Below are 19427 nucleotides of genomic sequence, written 5' to 3' on the forward strand. Positions count from 1 at the left end.
CTGTTCAGGCCTTGGCGGTGATACGCCAGGCGCGGTGGATCTTCGGATTGCGGGCGAAATCCGGGTCTAGGGTCTGAGCGCTGATCTCCTCCACCTGGTAGCGCGCCGCCAGTCCCTCGTCGAGCTGGAACTTGCGGAAGTTGTTGGAGAAGTACAGCACCCCGCCTTTAGCCAAGCGCGCCATAGCCATGTCGATCAGCCTCACCTGGTCGCGCTGCACGTCGAACACCCCCTCCATGCGCTTGGAGTTGGAGAAGGTCGGCGGGTCGATGAAGATCAGGTCGTACTCGCCGCGGTCGGCCTCCAGCCAGTCCATCACGTCACCCTGCTCCAGACGCTGCTTGTCGGAGAAGCCATTCAACGCCAGGTTGCGCCGCGCCCACTCCAGGTAGGTCTTCGACAGGTCGACGCTGGTGGTGCTGCGCGCCCCACCCTTGGCGGCGTGCACGGTGGCCGTGGCGGTGTAGCAGAACAGGTTGAGGAAGCGCTTGCCGGCCGCCTCACGCTGGATGCGCAGGCGCATCGGCCGGTGGTCGAGGAACAGCCCGGTGTCCAGGTAGTCGGTGAGGTTGACCAGCAGCTTGACCCCACCCTCGGTGACCTCCATGAAGCGCCCTTCGCTGCCCTGGCGCTGATACTGGCGGGTGCCGGTCTGCCGCTCGCGGCGCTTGATCACCACTCTGGCCGGGTCCACGCCGAGCGCCTGGGGAATCGCCGCCAGGGCATCCAGCAGGCGCGCCTGGGCCTTCTCCGGATCCACCGAACGTGGTGGCGCGTATTCCTGGACGTGCACCCAGTCGCGGTACAGGTCCACAGCCAAGGCGTACTCCGGCATGTCGGCGTCGTACAGGCGGTAGCACTCCACCCCCTCGCGGCGCGCCCATTTGCCGAGACTCCTGAGGTTCTTCTGCAGGCGGTTGGCGAACATCTGCCCGCCTTCGGAGAGGCGCGCCGGTTCCATCGCTCGCGGCCGCTCGTGCTGGCCGTTCTGCGCCTCCGCCACGCGCCGCTCGCCGGTGACGAACTGCTGGGGCTGGACCTTGAATAGCAGCAGCTTGCAGGGCAGCGCGCCGTTCCAGAAGGCGTACTGCTTGTGGCTGCGGATGCCCATGCGCTTGCCCAGCTCGGGAGCCCCGGTGAATACCCCGGCCTCCCAGTTCAGGCAGGCCTGGCGCAGGCGCTCGCCGAGGTGCTGGTAGAGGTACAGCAGACTGGCCTCGTCGCCGAGACGCTCGCCGTAGGGCGGGTTGCAGATCACCAGGCCGGTCTGGCCCCTATCCGGACGCGGCTCGAAGGTGGCCAGCTCGCCCTGGTAGACACGGATCCACTGGCCGAGCCCGGCCCGTTCGATGTTGTTGCGTGCCGGCTGGATCAGTCGCGGATCGGCCTCGTAGCCACGGATCCACAGCGGCGGTCTGGCCAGACCGGCGGCGGCGCGCTCCTCGGCCTCGGCGTGCAGGCGCTTCCACACCGCCGGGACGTGCCCCAGCCAGTTGCTGAAGCCCCAGTGCTCACGGCGCAGGTTGGGAGCGACGTCAGCGGCCATCAGCCCGGCCTCGACCAGGAAGGTGCCCACGCCGCACATGGGGTCGGCCAGAGCCCCGCCCTCGGCGGCGATGCGCGGCCAGCCGGCGCGGATCAGGATGGCCGCGGCGAGGTTCTCCTTGAGCGGCGCGGCGCCCTGCTGCAGGCGGTAGCCGCGCTGGTGCAGGCTGTGCCCGGAGAGATCCAGGGACAGCACCGCCTCGCCACGATCCAGGCGCAGGTGGATGCGCAGGTCCGGGTTGACCTTGTCGATCGACGGACGCTGGCCGCTTTCGCGGCGCAGGCGGTCGACGATGGCGTCCTTTACCTTGAGGGCGCCGAAGTGGCTGTTATCGATACCCGAACCACGACCGCTGAACTCCACCGCCAGACTGCCGCCCGGGGCCAGGTGCTCGCTCCAGTCCAGCGCCAGCACTTCCTGGTAGAGCTCCTCGGCATTGCTCATGGTGAAACGCTTGAGCACCAGCAGCACCCGGTTCGCCAGCCGCGACCACAGGCACAGTCGGTAGGCTGTCTCCAGATCGGCACTGCCGCGGATCGCCGCGACCTGGCTGCTGGCCTCCTTCAGGCCGAGCCCAGCGGCCTCCTCGGCGAGCAGGGCCTCGAGGCCCTTCGGGCAGGTGAGAAAAACTTCGTAGTGGTCCGACATGCAAGGCCTCGCGGGCATCCGTGGCCCCTTCTCAGGAGCCTTAGGGTTGAACGGCCACGGTCCCTCCGTGGCCGCGCGGCGCGACAGCGCCACTCGCCCGGCGCAGCGGGCGTGGACCGGCGACATCGGCAGACGCCGCCAGCCGTCCGTCCCGGCCTAGTCGCCGGGTCCGCACACATCCGGTGACAAAAGGTCGCAGGGCAACCCTTCATCGAAATACCTGGGTACCAGCCGCCGCGCTTGGCACGGTCGGAAGAGCCCTACCCCCGGTATAGCCGACTCCCGAGGTGCAGGTGGGGCCGTGGCGGACTTCCGCCTTATCGCCCCCACCACGAACCGATTACCGGCTTATGACAAAACGATCATTCCCACCCGGGGTGGCTTTGGTTAGAAATCAGGTCAGTTCATCCCTGCAACGGGGATGAATGGGTCGCCACGCCGGCAGCGACCCACTGGTAGAGCCATTGCTACCAGGCCTCACCCTGAGGCGAAGAGAGGACATAACAGTCAACAGCAGAGGGCAACACCCTATGAGAAGACTCAAGCGTGATCCTTTGGAAAGAGCCTTTGTCCGCGGTTATCAGTTCGGCCTGCATGGCAAGTCCCGTGATCTCTGTCCGTTTACTCTCCCGTCCGTACGCCAGGCTTGGCTCAATGGTTGGCGTGAAGGTCGTGGCGACCACTGGGACGGCCTGAAGAAAGGCACGGCAGCAATTCATCGCCTCAATCAAATCAACGCGGTCGGCTAAGAGGATCCCGACGTCAGACTCCCCAAGCACGCCCCACTCGGGCGGCGGGCGAGAGCCCAGGGCTCCTTCGGGAGCCCTTCCTAATCGGCCGGTATTCAGCGCTGCAGCGCTCCGATGGCATCCACCGCCTCGCGGATCAGCGCCGGCCCCTTGTAGATGAACCCCGAATAGATCTGCACCAGGCTGGCGCCCGCGGCGATCTTCTCCGCCGCGTGACGGCCCTCGGTGATGCCGCCCACGGCGATGATCGGCAGCCGTCCGCCCAGCTCGCCGGCTAGCACCTTGACGACGTGGGTGCTCTTGTCGCGCACCGGCGCACCGGACAGGCCGCCGCCCTCATTGCCATGGGGCAGTTCCTCGACGCCGTCGCGGCTCAGGGTGGTGTTGGTGGCGATCACCGCATCCATCCCCGCCTCCACCAGCGCCGCCGCCACCTGAGCGATTTCCTCGTCGGTCATGTCCGGGGCGATCTTGATCGCCAGGGGCACGCGCCGGCCGTGCTCCACGGCCAGGTCTTCCTGACGCTGGCGCAGGGCCTCGAGCAGCTGTTTGAGCGAGTCGCCGTACTGCAGGCTGCGCAGTCCCGGGGTGTTCGGCGAGCTGACGTTGACGGTGACGTAGCTGGCGTGCGGATAGACCTTGTCCAGGCCGATCAGGTAATCGTCCACCGCATGCTCGACCGGAGTGTCGAAGTTCTTGCCGATGTTGATGCCCAGCACGCCCTTGTAGCTGGCCGCCTTGACCCGCGCCAGCAGATGGTCGACGCCCAGGTTGTTGAAGCCCATGCGATTGATGATCGCCTCCGCTTCAGGCAGGCGGAACAGCCGCGGTTTGGGATTGCCGGGCTGCGGTCGCGGGGTTACGGTGCCGATCTCGATGAAACCGAAGCCCAGCTGGGCGAAGCCGTCGATGGCGTCGCCGTTCTTGTCCAGCCCCGCGGCGAGACCCACCGGATTGGGAAACTCCAGGCCCATGACGTTCACCGGCAGGGCACGCGGTGCCTTGCACAGCAGGCGGTTGAGGCCGAGACGGCCACCGGCGCCGATCAGATCGATGGACAGCTCGTGGGAGATTTCCGGGGAAAGCTGGAACAGCAGCTTGCGGGCCAGGTCATACATGGGCGGGCTTCGCTCGGTAGGCAGACGATGGCCGGCGATTATAGCCGCGCAGGGGCGGGCCAGGCGAGGCGCATGGTCAGTCGCGGCGGCGCAGGCTGAGCAGTTTGCCCTCGGCGGTGAACTCCAGGAAGAAGCGGCCATAGACCCCGGCCTGGCCGACGAAGGGCCGCAGGTAGTGGGCCGGCAGACTGACCCGCCGGCCGTCGCGGCTGGTCACCAGCACGCGGTTGGCCTGGCCACGGTAGACGGTCTGCAGGCGATCGGCAGGCAGGGCGATGTCCAGTTCCAGCCAGGGCATGGGCAGGCTTCCTCTCGCAAGGCATCACATGGTGCCATAATCGTGCAGCGCCAGCCCGTCTCTGCCAAACTGGCCGCACGTTTCCGGAGTACCCCATGACGCTACCCGACCCCCCAGTTAACCTGACAAGCCGCCTCGGCGACTTCGCCCGGCGCTTGGGCCTGGGCAACCGGGGGCTGCGCCAGCTGCAGGAGCGCGCCGCTGCCCTGCGCCTGCCGTTTCCCGGACCGCCGCTGGTGCAGGAAAGCATCTGGTGGCGCAGCGGCCCACAGCTACAGCGTCTGGTAGATCTGCCCCGCGGCGCGCTGTCCGGTCCGGTGCAGGACGACAAGGCCGAGGCCCATGCCCACCTGGTACGGGTGGTGGAAGTGGAACGCCGCGAGCTGCCCAACCTGGAAGTGCGGTGCATCGACGGCCTGGCCGGCGAGCCGGGCGAGCCCTTCGAGCATCTGGAGGACTTCGCCGCCACCGCCGCCTGCCGCAGCCTACGGCTGATCAGCTACAAGGACTTCCTGCGTACTCTCGGCCTCGCCCTCCCCCACTTCCTGGCCGGCGAACCCATTCAGCTGCTGCAGGCCGCCTGGCTCGGCGAGCGGCTGTTCTGGGCCGGCGAGCACCACCAGGCAGCCTTCGCCAGCGCCATCGTCTATGCCCGCCTGCGCGGCCTACAGGACAGTCTGCCGGCCCAACTGCTGCACTATCGCCTGAGCGCCAGAGGAGTGACCGAGCTGCGCAAGCACTACCACGTGCTGACGGTGCCCGGCCAGGCCTGGAGCGACCCCGGCTTCATGGGACTGCTGCTCGACAACGCCCTGCCCTACGCACGGCTGCCGCTGCAGGACGAGAGCCCCCCGGAAATCCTTCTCCTGCCCCGCCGGCATGCCCTGGCCAACGCCTTCGGCGAGGGACTGTGCCGGGCGGGCGCCAGCGACTTCGCCGCCTACTTGCAGATCCTGCTGGACGCTCAACCCGCCGACTGAACCGCCTGCTCAGCGGCTCAGCATGAAGGTCTCGTATTCCAGGTCGTCCAGCGAGGCGGTCAGCCGGTACAGGCCGAGCAGCACGCAGAGCAGCAGCGACAGGCTGAAGCCGTAGCCGAAGAAGCTCGGTCCGAGCAGCTGACTGATCAGGGTCAGCATGCCGTTGCTGAGCACGAACAGCACGCACAGTTCGAGGACGATGCGGCGCTTGTCCAAGTAGAAGAACACGTTGAGCAGCGCCATGAACACCACCTGGATACTCACCCCGATCACGTCCACGTAGAACAGCGGCAGGTAGTAGTGGGAGATGCCCAACCAGTTGAGCAACTGTGGCGCCATCAGGAGCAGCAGCACCAGGGTCAGGCCCTGGACCTTGCAGATCTCCAGCAGCCCCTGACGGATGGAGAGGATCATCTGCTCCTTGAGCCAGCCGATGTGCTGCAGGGTTTCGCCGCCGCGGATCGCATCGTAGACCCGCTCGTACCACTCGGCGAAGTCCGCCTCGATGCGCACCAGGAACACCGCCATCCCCGGGATGATCGCCAGGTAGGCGAGGAAGATCGGCAGGTCGTAGAGCATGGAGGCGCGCAGCGGACCGATCACCGCCTCAGAGGTGGACGGGTTGAACCAGAAGATGAACTTGTCGATCCAGATCCCCAGGCTGTAGCACAGTCCGGTGAGCAGCAGGCTGACGAATACCTGGCGGCGGTCGAGGAAGTCGAAGGCCACCAGACGCTCGGCCGGGTATTCGCGGAGGATGTCGAAGAGGAAGATGAACAGCAGGCTGGAGTGGCCGATCAGCAGCCCCAGCAGCAGCCCCTCCAGCTTCAGGGCGCGGAGCAGGAAGGCCGAGGCCACCATCAGTGCGTAGCCGAGGAACATCACCGCGAGGATGCGCTTGTAGGCCTTCATCCCGGACAGGAAGATGATCACCAGCCAGAGGTTGCAGAGCACCACGAAGTTCGCCATCACCAGGAGCCGGTAGGCGAAGGACTCCGCTTCGAAGAGCAATGCCACCAGCAGGAAGGAGATCAGCCCCGAGGCCACCGTCACCAGCAGCATGATGCCCACCAGGTTGGGCAGGATCAGACTGTGCTTGCGCTCGAACAGGCGGTCGGAGATGAAACGGGTGAAGAACAGCTGCAGACCTCCGGTGAAGATCAGCGACAGGGCCATCAGGTAGGTCACGCTGATCAGGAACTGGCGGATCAGCACCTCCGGGACCACGCTACCGATGCTCAGCACGCCGATCAGCATCACGCTGATGATCGACAGCACCCAGGGGCCGGAGCTGATCAGTCCGGCATACAGGTAGGCGCGCAGGGTCGCCGTGTAGGAGTCCTGGGACAGCAGCTTGCGCAGTTCGAAACCTATGCCAGCCATCTAGGCGCTCTCCATGCCTTCACGGTACAGCCCGCGGTAGCGCGCGAGCATGAGTTCTTCGGTGTAGTAGCGGTGCACGCGCTGCAGGCCCACGGCCTGGGCCTGGCGCCAGCGCTGCGGATCGCGCAGAAGACCGAGGATCGCCCGGGCGGTGGCCTGGGGGTCGGCGATGGCCACCACCTCTCCGGCCAGGCCCAGGTCACGGTCCTCGGGCCCCGAGCCCTCCACCAGCTCGCGGCAGGAACCCACGTCGCTGGTCACTACAGGGGTGCCAGCGGCCCAAGCCTCCAGTACCACCAGGGGCTGGGCCTCGCTGATCGAGGTAAGCACCATCACTCCCAGCTGCGGTAGTACCTCGCGCACCTGGCGGAAGCCGAGGAAGCGCACCTTGTCCTGCAGGCCCAGGCTGGCCACCAGGCTGCGGCATTCGGCGGCGTAGTCCGGGTCTTCCTCCTCCGGACCGACGATCCAGCCCTCGGCCTCGGGCATGGCGCTGACCACCCCGCGCATGGCGCGGATGAAGGTCTTCACGTCCTTGATCGGTACCACCCGTCCGACCAGGCCGGCCACCGGCGGAATCCCCTCGGGCCGGCTGAGCAGTGCCTCGTTCCAGGTGTCCAGCGCGATACCGTTGGGAATCACCCGGGTCCGCGCCGGGTCGGCGCCATCCTGGATCTGCCGCTGACGGTTGCCCTCGTAGAGGGAGATGATGGTGTGCGCCGAGCGGTAGGTGACCAGACCGATGCGCTCGAAGAAGCGGATCCACAGCCGCCGGATGTAGCCCACCTCGGCGTCCAGACCGGTCTTCAGGCGCTCGTCGGGGTTCTCGGCGATCCAGGCCGCCTGGGCCAGGTCGATTTTGCGCTCCTTGGTGTAGATGCCGTGCTCGCTGAGCAGGTAGTGGCAGCCCCAACGGCGCTGCAGCACGCTGCCCAGAAACCCGGCGTAGCCGGTGGAGATGGAGTGCAGCATGCGCGCGCGCGGCAGGCGTCGCGAGGCCTCGGCGAGCATGAACAGCGGCGCTTGCATGGAACGCAGGGTCCAGAAGTAGTTGACGAACGAGGGGTCGGCACAGTGCTTGCGGTAGCCGCTGGTGATCGCTTCCCAGCTGGCCCGGCTGTGCAGGAAATCGTCGCGGCCGATACGTCCCTCGGCCAGGGTGTCGAGGAAGGCTTCTCCCTGCTCCAGGCTCGGCTCCTCCGGATAGTGGAGGAAGCGATGCACGTCCAGCAGCAGCTCGCCGAGGTTCCTCGGCGGCTCGGTGGACTGCGCCCCGTGGCTGGTCCAGGCATCCGCCAAGAAGTGCTCCTCGATGTGCACCACGTTGTCGGGGACGGCGTAGTGGCGGGCGCCGTAGGCTTCCCGCTGGCCACCGATGAAGAACACCGAGAAGGTCAGCTCCGGCAGGCCGAGGATCAGTTGGTTGATCCAGCTTGACACTCCGCCGCGCACGTAGGGCCATGTGCCTTCCAGCAGCAGGCAGACATCGACGCCGGGGGTATCGTTGGCAACAGGATTGGCTGTCATAACCAGTATCTCGCCAGCGCCGCCAGCGGCGGACGCTGCAACAGGTCGGAGGGAATCTCGCCGAGCAGCCGGGGAATGGCCCGGTACTCGCGACGCAAGAAGGCGATCTCGGCGCGATACGGGGCCAGTTGGGCCGCTGCGGCGCCGGCCGCCTCGGCATCGTCCAGGTGCGCCGCGGCCGACTCGAGATCGCCCTGCTCCAGGGCGATGCGCCCCGCGAGCAGGTGCAGCTCGGCGCTGGGGGCGCCCTGCAGGGCCTGATTCACATGCTGGCGAGCCTGGTCGAGGACGTGCTCGAGCACGCTACCCTGGGCCAGCCCCACGTAGGCCAGCTCCCAGTTCCAGCGCGCCAGCATGCCGTGGATGGCGTAGCGCCGCCCCGGCTTGGCCTTGGCCAGTTGCTCCAGCGCATGTTCGATCCGCTGGTTGATGCGGCTCTCGCGCTGGTCGAGCATCGAGTAGGCCAGCAGACGCACGTCGTCGGAGGCGTCGCGCAGAGCCAGCTTGAGAATCGGGATCGCCTCGCGACTACGCATCCGCCGGGTGGCGAATATCGCGGTGAGACGCTGATCCGGATCCGAAGCGTGGAGCAGCACGTCCTGCAGGCCGCCATCGCCGAACATCAGATCGTGCTTCTTCTCTTGGGGGCGGAACGGCAACTCGGGTACCCCCACCGCCTGCCAGGGCTGCTCACGACGCTTGCGCGGCAGGTACAGAGCCGGAAACAGCGAGAGCGACACGCCGACCATGCCGATCAGCGGGATGAAGAAAGACAGGCAGAAGATGAACAGCGGACTCCACGGCAGCGGAAAGCGGTAGCGCCGCGGCAGCAGCATCCAGATGCCAATGGTCAGCAACAGGCTGCCGAGCCCGTGCGCCAGCGTGTAGAGCAGCGCAGCCTCAAGAACCGGCAGGTTGCTGGCCGCGCTGATCCAACTGCCCAGCTCGAAGAGGAAGGCGCCGCTAAATAGCCACTTGCTGATCATTCAGAGCACACTCGTTGAAGAGGAAATGGCGCAGTGCCTCGCGCTCATCGCCGCCTTCCAAATGGAAACGGTGGATGCGCATGCCCAGCATCTCCGGCGCCAGATCCTGGCCGAACCGCTCGGTGAACAGCTCACGCAGGCGGCGCAGGTAGCCCTGGGCACCGTCCGCCGAGGTGAGCGGCAGCAGCACCAGCAACAGACGATTGCCGTGGCCGTTGCGCACCTTCAGTTGCACGTCCAGGCCGCGTTGGCTGTCTTCCAGTAGGCGCTGCAGCTCCTCGGCATGCTGAGGGTCGCTCAGCTCGAGGCCGAACAGACTGGCCGGCAGGCCGTGGTCGCGGGCATCCAGCAGGGAACGCCTGAGCAACTGGGAATAGCGCTGGGCATCGGCGTCGGCCAGCTGCAGGGCCTGGGGATCGCTCATCAGCAAATCGGCTACGTGCCCGGCGAGCAGTGCCAGCAGGCTGAAGGTGCGCTCGTGGAACATGAAGAAGGGCATCTGCTGGATAGCCAGAATCGCTAGGATGCGCCCCTCCGTGTCCACCAGCGGCACGCAGGCCTGCAGGCTGGAATGCTGGGCGCCATCACCGCGATCGAGCAGCTCCGCGCGCACGCTGACCAGCTCGCCGCGCTCCAGGCAGAGACGCACCAGCAGGTCTTCGTCATCCAGCTCCGGCATCTCGCCGAGCACCGCCAAGGGCCGGGTGTCGACCCGCTGCCCATCGATCACTCGGTACAGGCCGGCGATGCGCAGCGAGGCGTGGGAGGCCAGCAGCGTCAGGATGGTGTCTGCCAGGCAAACCAGGGCATCGCCTTCCTCCCTGGCCAGCCCGCGCAGCCGTTCGCGCAGGTCGAGCAGCGAGCTGCGCAGGCTCTGGTCGCTGCCGGCCACGCGCTGCTCCAGACGGTCGTGGGAGATGCGCAGCAGGTGGTGGGCGCGGGTGAACTCGTCGAGGCGCAGCTGGCGATAGTCGTTGGCCAGGCTCAGGCGCTCCAGGCGCCGGCCCCATATATCGCGGAACTCGCCGACCAGCAGGGTGCACAACAGCAGCCCGACCAGGAAGGCCACCGGCACCACCTGGTACGCCGGCAGCCCCGCGAAGCGGAAGGCGAACAGCGCGGCGATCAACAGCACGGCGCTGCACAGGCCCTGGAGGAAGCCGTAGCGCACGCCGAGCAGCAGCGGTGCGAGGATCATCCAGGGGAACTCGGCCGCAGCCAGTAACGGGTCCTGCGGAACGAACCACCAGCCGAGACCGAGTGCCAGCAGGGTGAGCAGCAGGGTCTCCAGCCATGAAACCCGGGTGCTGGCCTGAGGCGCCAGGATGTAGTCCTTCTGGGCGAACTGCATGGCCGTCACTCGAGGTCGAGATCGTCGACCAGCTCACGGAGCACTTTCTGCGCCGATCCGGCCAGGCTTTCCCGCGACCAGCCGGCCCGCGCCCCGCTAGTGCTCCACAGCACCCGGCCGGTATCCGGTTCGATCACCTGCAGGCTGATGCCCACAGCCGGCTCGCCGTCCAGGCCGTTCTTGTACTGCCACTCCTCGACGCTACCAGTGATCACGTAGGCCAGCTTCTGCTGTCGGGCCCAGGCCAGGGCCTGAGTCTGCCGCTCGCGGTCGTCGGCGAGTAGCTGGTCCTGCTGCGCCGAGACTGGATACAGACGCGGGCGCACGCCTTCCTCGGCCAGCACGCTGAGCAGGATCCGCTCGGCGCGCTCGCCGGCCTGCGGCGCCTGCGAATAGTTGACCAGCGGCGCCAGCCCCCAGGCCGCATCGCGCGGCAGGGCCGAGCCGCTTTCACTGGTGAAGCTGGAACAGCCCGCCACGAGCAGGGCGGCGACCGCAAGGGTCAGGCAGCGGATGGTTTGCATCTTGGTTCCTCCTGTTGAATATCCGGGGGCCGGCAGAAACGCCGGTGCCCCACTCAGCGCCCGAAGCGGGTGCTGTAGGTGATCCCGAGCGTGCCTCCGGCGTCTCCTTCCCCGCCACGCGGCGCGGACTGGTAGCCGACGGTGAACGCCAGTTCGTCGTCGCCCAGCAGCTCCATGCCGAGGCCGACGTTGATCCCGTAGTTGAACTCCCGCTCGGTCCACTGCCAGCCGACCAAGGTGTCGACCATCCAGGTGTACTGCGGGCGGGTGCGGTTCAGCGCGCCCGGGAAGCCTCGGCGCCAGGTGCTGCCGACATAGAGCTGGCCATAGCGGTCCTGCAGCAGGTCCTCTCCCGGGGCGATCGCCGCAGGGTCGTTGTCGAAGGGCCGGAAGGCCCCACCGTTGACGGACAGCAGCTCATCCGGCACCCGGCTTTCCACCCGGTTGTGCTGGTAGTCGAGGCCGCTACGCAGCAGCCAGGTCGGCCCCTCGAAGAACAGTGCGTGGCTCCATTCCAGGGACAGCGACTCGCCGTTGCCGAGCGCGTCGCCCTGGCGTGAGGCATAACGGTTGTGGGCCAGCGACCAGGACAACAGGTCGCGGGCGGAGAGGCCGTGCTGGCCGCGCAGGCCGAGGCCGTCGCGCATGCCCAAGGCACGCAGCAGGCCGGTTTCTTCGGTCTCGCGGTGCCAGTCCAGGGACAGCGCCAGTTCGTCGCGGGCGCTCAGCCTCCAGGTGCGCTCCAGGCCAAGGCCATGGCGATCCTCGTCGTCGCGCCAGCTGGAATCGAGGAGCAGGCCGAGGTCGCCGTCGGCCAGGTCGCGGCGCAGCAGCAAGCGGGCATTGCGCTCGTTGCCGAGCACGGAGCTGTCGAGGTTGTCACTGTTGTAGCGGCCCCGGCTCAAGCGCAGGTCGGCATACCAGTCATCCCCCAGGTTGCGGGCGATCTCCAGGCTCGGCCCCTGGATTTCCAGGTCGCCGAAGTCCTGCCTCCGCCAGCCCAGCTGCAGGCCCTGGGGCGCGCGCTCGAGCTGAGCGGTGGTCTGCTGCAGCAGCTGCTCGCGGATACCCGTGGGCTGGCCCTCGCCGAGGGCGCTCAGCCCGGTGCCCAGCGCCTCGCCGGCATGGCCCAGGCGACTCAGCACCTCCACCTGACTGGCAGCATCCAGACCGCCGCGCTCCAGCAGGCGCTGCAACAGCGCGCGGTTGTCCTGACGCAGGGCCTGCTGGAGAAGCTCATAGTCGCTCAGCTTCAAGCCACGGGCACGGCCCCAGGCCAGCCAGTCGTCCTTGAGGGCGGCATGGTTGTCGGCTTCAAGCTGCTCGAGAAAGTGCTCGAACCACACCTGCAACATGGCCGGCTCGCTGCCAGCCCGTCGCGCTTCGCGCTGGACCAGCAACGGCTGGCTGGCGGCGAGCAGGCGCAGGTAGGTGGCGAAGCCTTCCGGAGTGGCCCGGACCTTCTCGCGATCCAGACCGGTTAGCAGCTGGCGGCGTACCCGCAGCGCCTGATCCTGGTAGCCGGCGGCCTCCAGGGCATCGGCGTAGCCGGCCCTGGCCAAGAAGTCCGCTGGATTGGCCTTCAGGTACAGGCGGAACCAGGCCAGGGACTCAGTGGTACGGTTCAGACTCAGGTAGCCACTGGCAAAGGGCAGCCAAAGGCGGCTGTCCTTGTACGCCCGGGCCCGCCAGCGGTGCAGCAGGGGCTCCAGCTGCTCGCGTCGGCCGTTCTCTATGTAGAACCAGAGCAGCCCCTCGCGAACCAGGCTCTCCTCCGGATAGCGCGCCAACGCCTCGCGATAGAAATGCTCGGCCTCCTCGCGGCGGTCCCGGTGGGCCGCCAGCGCTGCTTTGGCTACCCAGTACTGCGGACTGGCAGTGCCGCCCGGCACCTGTTCGGCATCCTCCAGCAGCGCCTCCAGGGTCTCCCAGTCGTTGAGGTTCTCGGCCAGTTGCAGGGCGATGACCAGGCGCAGCGGGTTGCGGGTACGCTGCCAGCTGTCGGTGAGCAGCTGCAAAACACGGCGCGGCTCGCGGTCCCAGTAGAGGGCGATCAGACGGTCCTCGTCGTCGCGCAGAAGCGGTACATCCAGTTCCTGCAGGCGCTGGTAGGCGCTACGGGTATCCGCGTCACGCTCCAGATCCCAGGCCAGACTGGCGCGCAGCTGCCAGTACTCGGTATCCGTCACCTGCTTGGCATCGAGGTCGGTGAGCACGTTCCAGGCCTCCTGCAGCTGGAACAGGTTCCAGTGCGCCTTGGCCCAGCGGATGCGCTCCTCCAGGGTTAGCGGGAAGCGCCTGGCCATCTCGCCCCAGAGCGCGGTTTCCTTCTCCAGCTGCTGAGTGTTCTCCAGCAGCATGCGCAGGCGTTGCCAGGCGTAGTGATGCTGCGGGTACTTGCGCAGGTAGCCACGCAACCAAAGCTCGGCCTCTTCCGGGGTACCGCGGGTCTCGTGGCTGTAGACCAGTGCATCGAGCTCCTCGTTGGACATCTGCCGCTGCCCATCCAGAACGGCCAGGGTGCTTACCACACGGTCGAAATCGAACAACTGCAGGGCCAGGCGCCAGGCGTGCTCGCGCAGCTGCGGATCCTCGGCGCCCTTGAGCAGTTCGATCCAGTAGTCCAGCGCCTGCTGCGGGTGCCCGGCCCACTCACCGAGGCGCGCCATTTCGGCCAACAGCTCGCGGTCGCCGGGGCTACGCGCCAGCAGTTCGGAACCGAGCTGCCAGGCCCTCTCCAGATCGCCGGAAGCCTGGCTCAGGCGGAAGTCGGCGGCCAGCAGGCGTGGGTCGTCAGCCTGCAGGGTACGCCATTGGGCGATGAACAGTTCAGCCAGGCCGTAGCGCTGACTGCCCTGGGCCGTGTCGACACCGGCAGCCAGCCAATCCAGGGAGTTCTGGTCGCTGTCCAGCAGGTCGAGGTTCGCCGCCAGCAGTTCGGCGGCCCGTTCGCCCTGGTTGGCGGCGCGCAGGCTGTCGAATGCCTTGCGCAGATAGTCGATGCGCTCGCTCCTGTCCTTGGCTTCGGCAGCCAACTGCAGGTAGAGCTGCGCCGCCTGGTTCAGGTCACCGGCGGCCAGGCTCCAGCGCGCCGCCTCGCTCATCCAGTGCGTGTGCAGCTCCGGGTCGCGCTTGGCCAGCTCCATGTAGGCCCGGGTGGCCAGCTCTGGAGCATTGAGCTGCAGGGCATGGCGCGCCAGACGCTCGAGCATGGGTTTTTCCAGCTGGCCTGGATCCAGGAGACGCAGCCTCTCGACCAGCTCCAGCCGCTCGGCTTCGTCGATGCCTTCGGGGGCGGCCTGGGCAACGAGGATGTCAAGGACCGTGCCATAGAATTGCGCGAACAGTTGTCCGCGGTCCTTCAGCCCGGCCAAATACTGGCGGGCCCGGTCGAAATTGCCGGCCTGGATCAATTGGTCGATCAGACGGAGGCGCAGGCGGTCATCCCCGGGGTGAGCCTTGAGCAGCAGCTCGGTATAGCCGATGGCCACCGCATCCGGCTCCGCCTCCTCGCCGGGCAGGAACACATCTTCGCTCTTGTAGGACAGCGCCAGCAGAAGGAGGACGATCAGCGCGACCAGCAGGATCGTCCAGGAATTGAGCAGACGCGTGTTCTTGCGGCGGTTCTCAATTGCAGACAAGCTGGCCATCACGCACCTGTTTCATTGGCAATTGGAAACGCCACAATCCATCGTGCTCCTTGCCCTGGAAGCTTTGTCCGGCGACCGTCACACGACAGGGACCAGCGGCTCGTACGCTGAACTGCAGCGGCAGCTCCCCAGCGAAGGAGAAGCTCACCTGGCTGGCGCTGCGGTACTCCCAGGCGGTCAGCGGGAGATTGGCCTCCTCCAGGGCCGGGCGGGGGTCCCGGCTGCTACGCAGGGCCAGCAGCGCATCCGCCCGACTGAGGTGCACGTAGCGGCCCTGGGGCAGATCGCGCACCCCGGCCACGCCCTTCGAGCGGGCCAGGTCCGGCCAACCCAGGGCCGGATCCAGGCGCAGGGTACGCAGCCCGGCCAGCCCGCGCAGTTGCCAGCGACCGTCGGCGCGCCGGGCCAGGCTGGCGCAATGCAGCCCTTCCAGGCGTCTGACGTAATCGCTCATCCACAGGGAAAGAGGCTGCTGCCTGAGCATTTCCGCGTAGATCTGGTGCATGGCGCGAATCGACGCCTGCTTGGTGCCGGAATAGAAGTGGTAATACAGATGCAGTCCGCGTAGGCGGCGCGGCTGGTCGGTCAGCGCGAAGGTGTCCAGCACGTCGCGGAAGCCGTAGTACGGCCCGGTCCACAGGTTGGTGTAGACGTTTTCGTTGATGATCGGTGCGTAGTACTGGACGCCGCCGCTGGTGGGGCGGATCAGCGGGTAGAGCCCGGTGAGCGACGGATAGGCCTTGGTCAGCATCGTGTTTCCACCATTCACGTTGGGAAGGCCACTGTCGTAGGCAAGCTTGATGGTTTCCGCATCCGGCAGGGCGTCGCCGGACCAGAAGATCATCTTCACCGGCTTTTCCGGGGTGGTCAGGCGCTGATTGATGTAGTCGCGGGTACCGACCACCTCTCGGCGCATGTCCAGCACCTCGTAACCGGGAATCTTCATCATCAGGCTGTACTGGGGATCGAAATCGTCACTTTGCGCGGCCTTCTCCGGCTGCCAGAAGAACGGATGACTGAAGGTGTGACTGGCCACCTCCACCTTGGGATCGGCGAAGATCCTCCGGGCAATGGGCTCCAATTCCTTGGACAAGTGCGGGTACATGCCCTTGGGCCCGACCTCCCCTTCCACCACTGATACCGAGGTGAGCAGCGGATAAGGACGGATGAAGGCCTCCAGCACCTGCTGGCCGGCATATGGGCTGCCCGGCACTTCCGCGCGAGACACGAAGCCGTCGCCGTCGATGTGCACGGTGGCGACGCGCCGGCCGTTCTCGGTGGTGACGTCGGGACTGGGCAGCGGCGGCAGAGCGAAGGCACGCTGGATGAAGGCGAACGGATCGATGATCCAGCGCCGATGATCCAGAGCCTCCTCCACCAGGTAGGGTGCCAGCGCTATGCCGCCCCAGGTGCCGGTGGCCACCGGCACGTAGCGACGCCCCCCGTGCTCCAGGACCAGCGCGGCCTGGGTGAGCTGCGGGTCGGTGACGGTCAGCGCCTGCAGGTCGCGGGTACGCAGGCGCAGTGGCGCCTCGAAGGCCCCCAGCAGGCTCTGATCATGGAACTCGAGCTGCGGCTCGCCACGCAGCGGCTGAGACAGCCTGCGCATGCCCAGGCGTTGCAGCAGGCCATCGTTGTCTACCGGCAGGCCGGCCAGGAAGGCGATCGGCACCTGTTCGTCGATGCGCGCATTCAGCCAGGCGTGAAAGGAATCGCTGGCGCTCGGCGGGCCGCTGGTCATCCAAATCACCACTCCGGCGTACAAGCCCTTCAGTGGACGTTGCGGCAGCGCCTCGCCGGCCGGCCAATAGTCGACCCGATACCCCAGATACTCCAGCAGACCGCCCAGCATGATGTGGCCGGGATTGCTCTCCAGCTCGCCCTCGCGGGGGTCGTAGACCAGTGCGATGCGCCGCGGCTGCACCTCCAAGCTGCCGACGCCCAGGGTGTCCAGTGCCGGGGTGGTGACGTAGGGGATGAAGCCCTCTTTGACGAGGCGTGCGGCCAGCTCACGGGCTTCTTCGCGCCGCTCCGGAGGCAGGTATTCGATGGCCACTAGCGGCACCCCCTGGGCACGCAACGCCTCTAGGTGCGGCTGCAGCCAGTCGCGATCCTCCTGGGAGACTTTTCGGTAACGGGAGCTGGCAGCCTCCCAGCCAGCGTGAATGGACTCCACGGCCACCGCTGAGGCCACGCCGGGCAGCTCGGGCAGCACCTCGAAACCGCGATTGAAGAACAACGAGAGCTGCGGCTCGCGACGGTGCAGCTCGGCCAGCAGACTGACCAACGCCTGACGCTGGGGCTCGTGGCGCTCCTCCGACTGCAGCTGGAAGCTGTCCAGAGTATCGAGGAACAGACCGGCATAGCCCTGGCGGCGCAGTTCGGCGGCACGGGAGAAGAGATGCTCGCGCCAGACGGACGAGCTCAGATCCATCACCTGACTGTGCCAGGCATCGTTGCGCACCGCGCTGGCACCCTCCTCCAGCCCGGCGCCGGCAAGCTCGGCGGTATCACCGTCGAACTCGCCGACAGAAAGATAGGCAAAAGGCGTGCTGCCCTGGGCTTTCAGATAGGCAATGTCGGCAGCGCCGGCATGCCCCGGCTCCAGCACCACCCAGTCGAATTGGGAGAGCTCGGCCAGTGGCGGCTGTTCGGCATACCAGAAGGCTACGCTGGAAGGCTTGGCGAAAACGCTAGCTGTAAACAACGAAACGGCCAGACCGAGGATCCTGGCCATCCCCCATGAATAAGTCAGTCGCATGATTCCCTTTTGATGCGGTGCCTGATGCACCGGCTTCCCTTTTCATTTCACGGACCGGGTGAAGCCGTGACATGCACGGGCTCACGCCGTTCCTCAACTGCCTTACTGCGGAACACAACCAGTCCGGAATTGATACCTCACTGGTGGCCGAGCATTGGACATCCCACCCAAAGAATTGTCAATTTTATGTCTTATCGATTTATTCGATAGATAATCGTCGACTTTTTGTCACAATGCGCGACGAATTCATGACTGAAGGCTCATTACTACCATCCGAGGTTCTGTTTTGAGCAGGATGCGACTTCCTGCACAGGCGGCGAATAGGCCCGATCTGATGCCGGGAAAATGAGCCATGCGGAGGCGATTTCGAGGTTGGAAGAGAGAGGCTGCCCAGGTTGTCGTGAAGCACCCCGTTGCTGCGAAGCACGCCTCATGCGAGAGAACGGGCGCCTGCACCGACATACCGGGAACGAAAACGACGAGGCCCGACATCGTCGGGCCTCGGATGATGGGGAACTTAGTGCGACACTTCGCTGATCGACAGCACCGCACTGGCGCCGTACAGCCCCGACGAGCCGGAGGAGCCGATACCGGTCGCCTCGACCCGCAGGTTGCGCTGCAGCCGGCTATCCAGCGGGGCCGAGCGGAACGGACCTTCCTGGTGATTCAGGGCCAGGAAGTCGCGAGGCTGGTCGGAGACGATCGCCATCAGCTGCGATGCCCCCACCGGCCCGGCGGCCCGCACCCGCCAGTGAGCGCGTGGGAGGCTCAACACCTGTCCGGCATGGAGGAAGTTCTCGCCGTCCAGCTGGTTGGGGAACAGCAGGTTGAAGGTCTTGCCATCGGAGCCGACGTGCAGCAGGTACAGGTAGCCGTCGCGGTTGGAACGCACCTGGATGTCCAGCGGGTCCTGTCCGACCACCAGGCGCTGCTGGGCCTGCAGCTCGACGCGGATGGCCGGCGAGGCCGCCTGGCGGATGTCCTCCAGGGTGGCGGCACTGCGCTGGGCCGGCTCGCTGACTCCGGCCTGAGGCTGCTCGGGCAGGGCCGCGAAGGACAAGGGCAGGCGCTCGTTGCCCTCGACGGTGATGCTCTGGTCGAAGCCCCAGTCATTCAGGAACTGCTGGGCGCAGCGCTGCAGCTCCTTGGCATCCAGGGCACCGCTGCCGTTGCTGTCAGCCGCGGGCTCGCTCAGGCAGCGCTCCCAGGCGCGGGTGGCGGCACTGCCACTGGTGGTGGCAAAGGCCACCTGATCCTCGCGGGCGGCGGCGATGTAAATCACGTTGCTGCCCTTCTGCCCGGCCTCATCGGCCAAGCCGCGCAGCGCCCGGCGCATGTTCACCGCCTGACCGCAGGTATAACCTGACCCACCGTCACTCTTGTAGAACTTGGGAACCGCCTGCTCCAGTCCCCGAGTCGAGCGGGTACTGGCCGCCCCGCCGGAGAAGCAGGAATCGTTGAACATCACCAACTGGCTGGCCTTGCGCCCCAGGCGCTGCAAGGCCGGCTCCAGCTCATGGTCCGGATACAGGCGCATGTCGTGCAGGAACATGCCCTCGACGCACTTCTGCGTGCCGCTGCCTCGCACCTGGGAACCGTGCCCCGAATAGTAGAGGAAGACCCGGTCGCCGGGCGCAATGCCAGCTTCCAGACGGCCCAGGGCTGCGGCCAGGCCGGCGACGGTGACCTGATCGTCCAGCAGCCGGTGAATGTTCGCCGCGGGCACGCCGATGCTCCGGGCGATGTTCTCGGCAAGCTGCACGTCACGGTCGATGCCAGGCAGGTTGGCGCTCGGCCGCTGGTAGTTGCCAATCCCCATGATCAGGGCATGATCGGCTGCTTGAGCAGTCCCCCAGCACAGCGTTGCCAGGGCCATGATCAAAAAGGCTCGCATCCTAGGTACTCC

Annotated in this window: 13 protein-coding genes; 2 read left to right on the plus strand and 11 right to left on the minus strand. The window is 66.7% G+C overall.

Annotation, left to right across the window (positions count from 1 at the left end):
• Positions 1–4: 4 nt before the first annotated feature.
• Positions 5–2194 (minus strand): bifunctional 23S rRNA (guanine(2069)-N(7))-methyltransferase RlmK/23S rRNA (guanine(2445)-N(2))-methyltransferase RlmL, encoded by a 2190-nt coding sequence (gene rlmKL, locus H165_RS0111335; protein ID WP_017939054.1) that lies wholly within the window; start codon positions 2192–2194, stop codon positions 5–7.
• A 530-nt stretch (positions 2195–2724) separates the two neighbouring features.
• Between rlmKL and rmf the strand changes: the two genes are divergently transcribed.
• Positions 2725–2943, plus strand: coding sequence for a ribosome modulation factor (gene rmf / locus H165_RS19185; protein ID WP_081609352.1), 219 nt, complete (start codon positions 2725–2727; stop codon positions 2941–2943).
• Between the two features lie 95 nt (positions 2944–3038).
• Here rmf and H165_RS0111345 read toward each other — a convergent pair whose 3' ends face one another.
• Both H165_RS0111345 and H165_RS0111350 read right to left on the minus strand, forming a co-directional pair.
• Entirely contained in the window at positions 3039–4061 is a 1023-nt protein-coding gene (locus tag H165_RS0111345; protein WP_017939056.1) for a quinone-dependent dihydroorotate dehydrogenase, read from the minus strand.
• A gap of 76 nt (positions 4062–4137) precedes the next feature.
• Positions 4138–4359, minus strand: a complete 222-nt coding sequence (locus tag H165_RS0111350) for a DUF2835 domain-containing protein (RefSeq protein WP_017939057.1) — start codon at positions 4357–4359, stop codon at positions 4138–4140.
• A 95-nt stretch (positions 4360–4454) separates the two neighbouring features.
• Between H165_RS0111350 and H165_RS0111355 the strand changes: the two genes are divergently transcribed.
• The gene (locus tag H165_RS0111355) at positions 4455–5339 is read left to right on the plus strand and encodes a DUF6685 family protein (RefSeq protein WP_017939058.1); all 885 of its coding nucleotides are present in this window, start codon (positions 4455–4457) and stop codon (positions 5337–5339) included.
• Positions 5340–5348: 9 nt separating this feature from the next.
• Here the strand turns inward: H165_RS0111355 and pelG are convergent, their stop codons facing one another.
• From pelG to H165_RS0111395, 8 genes are all read right to left on the minus strand, one after another.
• The gene (gene pelG / locus H165_RS0111360) at positions 5349–6722 is read right to left on the minus strand and encodes an exopolysaccharide Pel transporter PelG (protein WP_017939059.1); all 1374 of its coding nucleotides are present in this window, start codon (positions 6720–6722) and stop codon (positions 5349–5351) included.
• Positions 6723–8249 (minus strand): GT4 family glycosyltransferase PelF, encoded by a 1527-nt coding sequence (pelF, locus tag H165_RS0111365; protein WP_017939060.1) that lies wholly within the window; start codon positions 8247–8249, stop codon positions 6723–6725.
• On the minus strand, positions 8246–9235 hold the full coding sequence (locus H165_RS0111370) for a HEAT repeat domain-containing protein (protein ID WP_017939061.1): 990 nt from the start codon (positions 9233–9235) through the stop codon (positions 8246–8248). Before H165_RS0111370 ends, pelF begins: the two co-directional genes overlap by 4 nt.
• On the minus strand, positions 9213–10586 hold the full coding sequence (locus H165_RS0111375; RefSeq protein ID WP_017939062.1) for a PelD GGDEF domain-containing protein: 1374 nt from the start codon (positions 10584–10586) through the stop codon (positions 9213–9215). The genes H165_RS0111370 and H165_RS0111375 overlap by 23 nt, the downstream gene beginning before the upstream one ends.
• Positions 10587–10591: 5 nt before the next feature.
• Entirely contained in the window at positions 10592–11110 is a 519-nt protein-coding gene (locus H165_RS0111380) for a hypothetical protein (RefSeq protein WP_017939063.1), read from the minus strand.
• A 53-nt stretch (positions 11111–11163) separates the two neighbouring features.
• The gene (locus tag H165_RS0111385; RefSeq protein WP_017939064.1) at positions 11164–14760 is read right to left on the minus strand and encodes a tetratricopeptide repeat protein; all 3597 of its coding nucleotides are present in this window, start codon (positions 14758–14760) and stop codon (positions 11164–11166) included.
• Positions 14738–17521, minus strand: a complete 2784-nt coding sequence (locus tag H165_RS0111390; RefSeq protein WP_040640624.1) for an endo alpha-1,4 polygalactosaminidase — start codon at positions 17519–17521, stop codon at positions 14738–14740. The genes H165_RS0111385 and H165_RS0111390 overlap by 23 nt, the downstream gene beginning before the upstream one ends.
• Before the next feature lie 517 nt (positions 17522–18038).
• Positions 18039–19415: a DUF4384 domain-containing protein gene (locus H165_RS0111395; RefSeq protein ID WP_026146568.1), complete on the minus strand. Its 1377-nt coding sequence runs from the start codon at positions 19413–19415 to the stop codon at positions 18039–18041.
• Positions 19416–19427: the final 12 nt, after the last annotated feature.

This window comes from Pseudomonas thermotolerans DSM 14292 (assembly GCF_000364625.1).
Classification (GTDB): domain Bacteria; phylum Pseudomonadota; class Gammaproteobacteria; order Pseudomonadales; family Pseudomonadaceae; genus Aquipseudomonas; species Aquipseudomonas thermotolerans.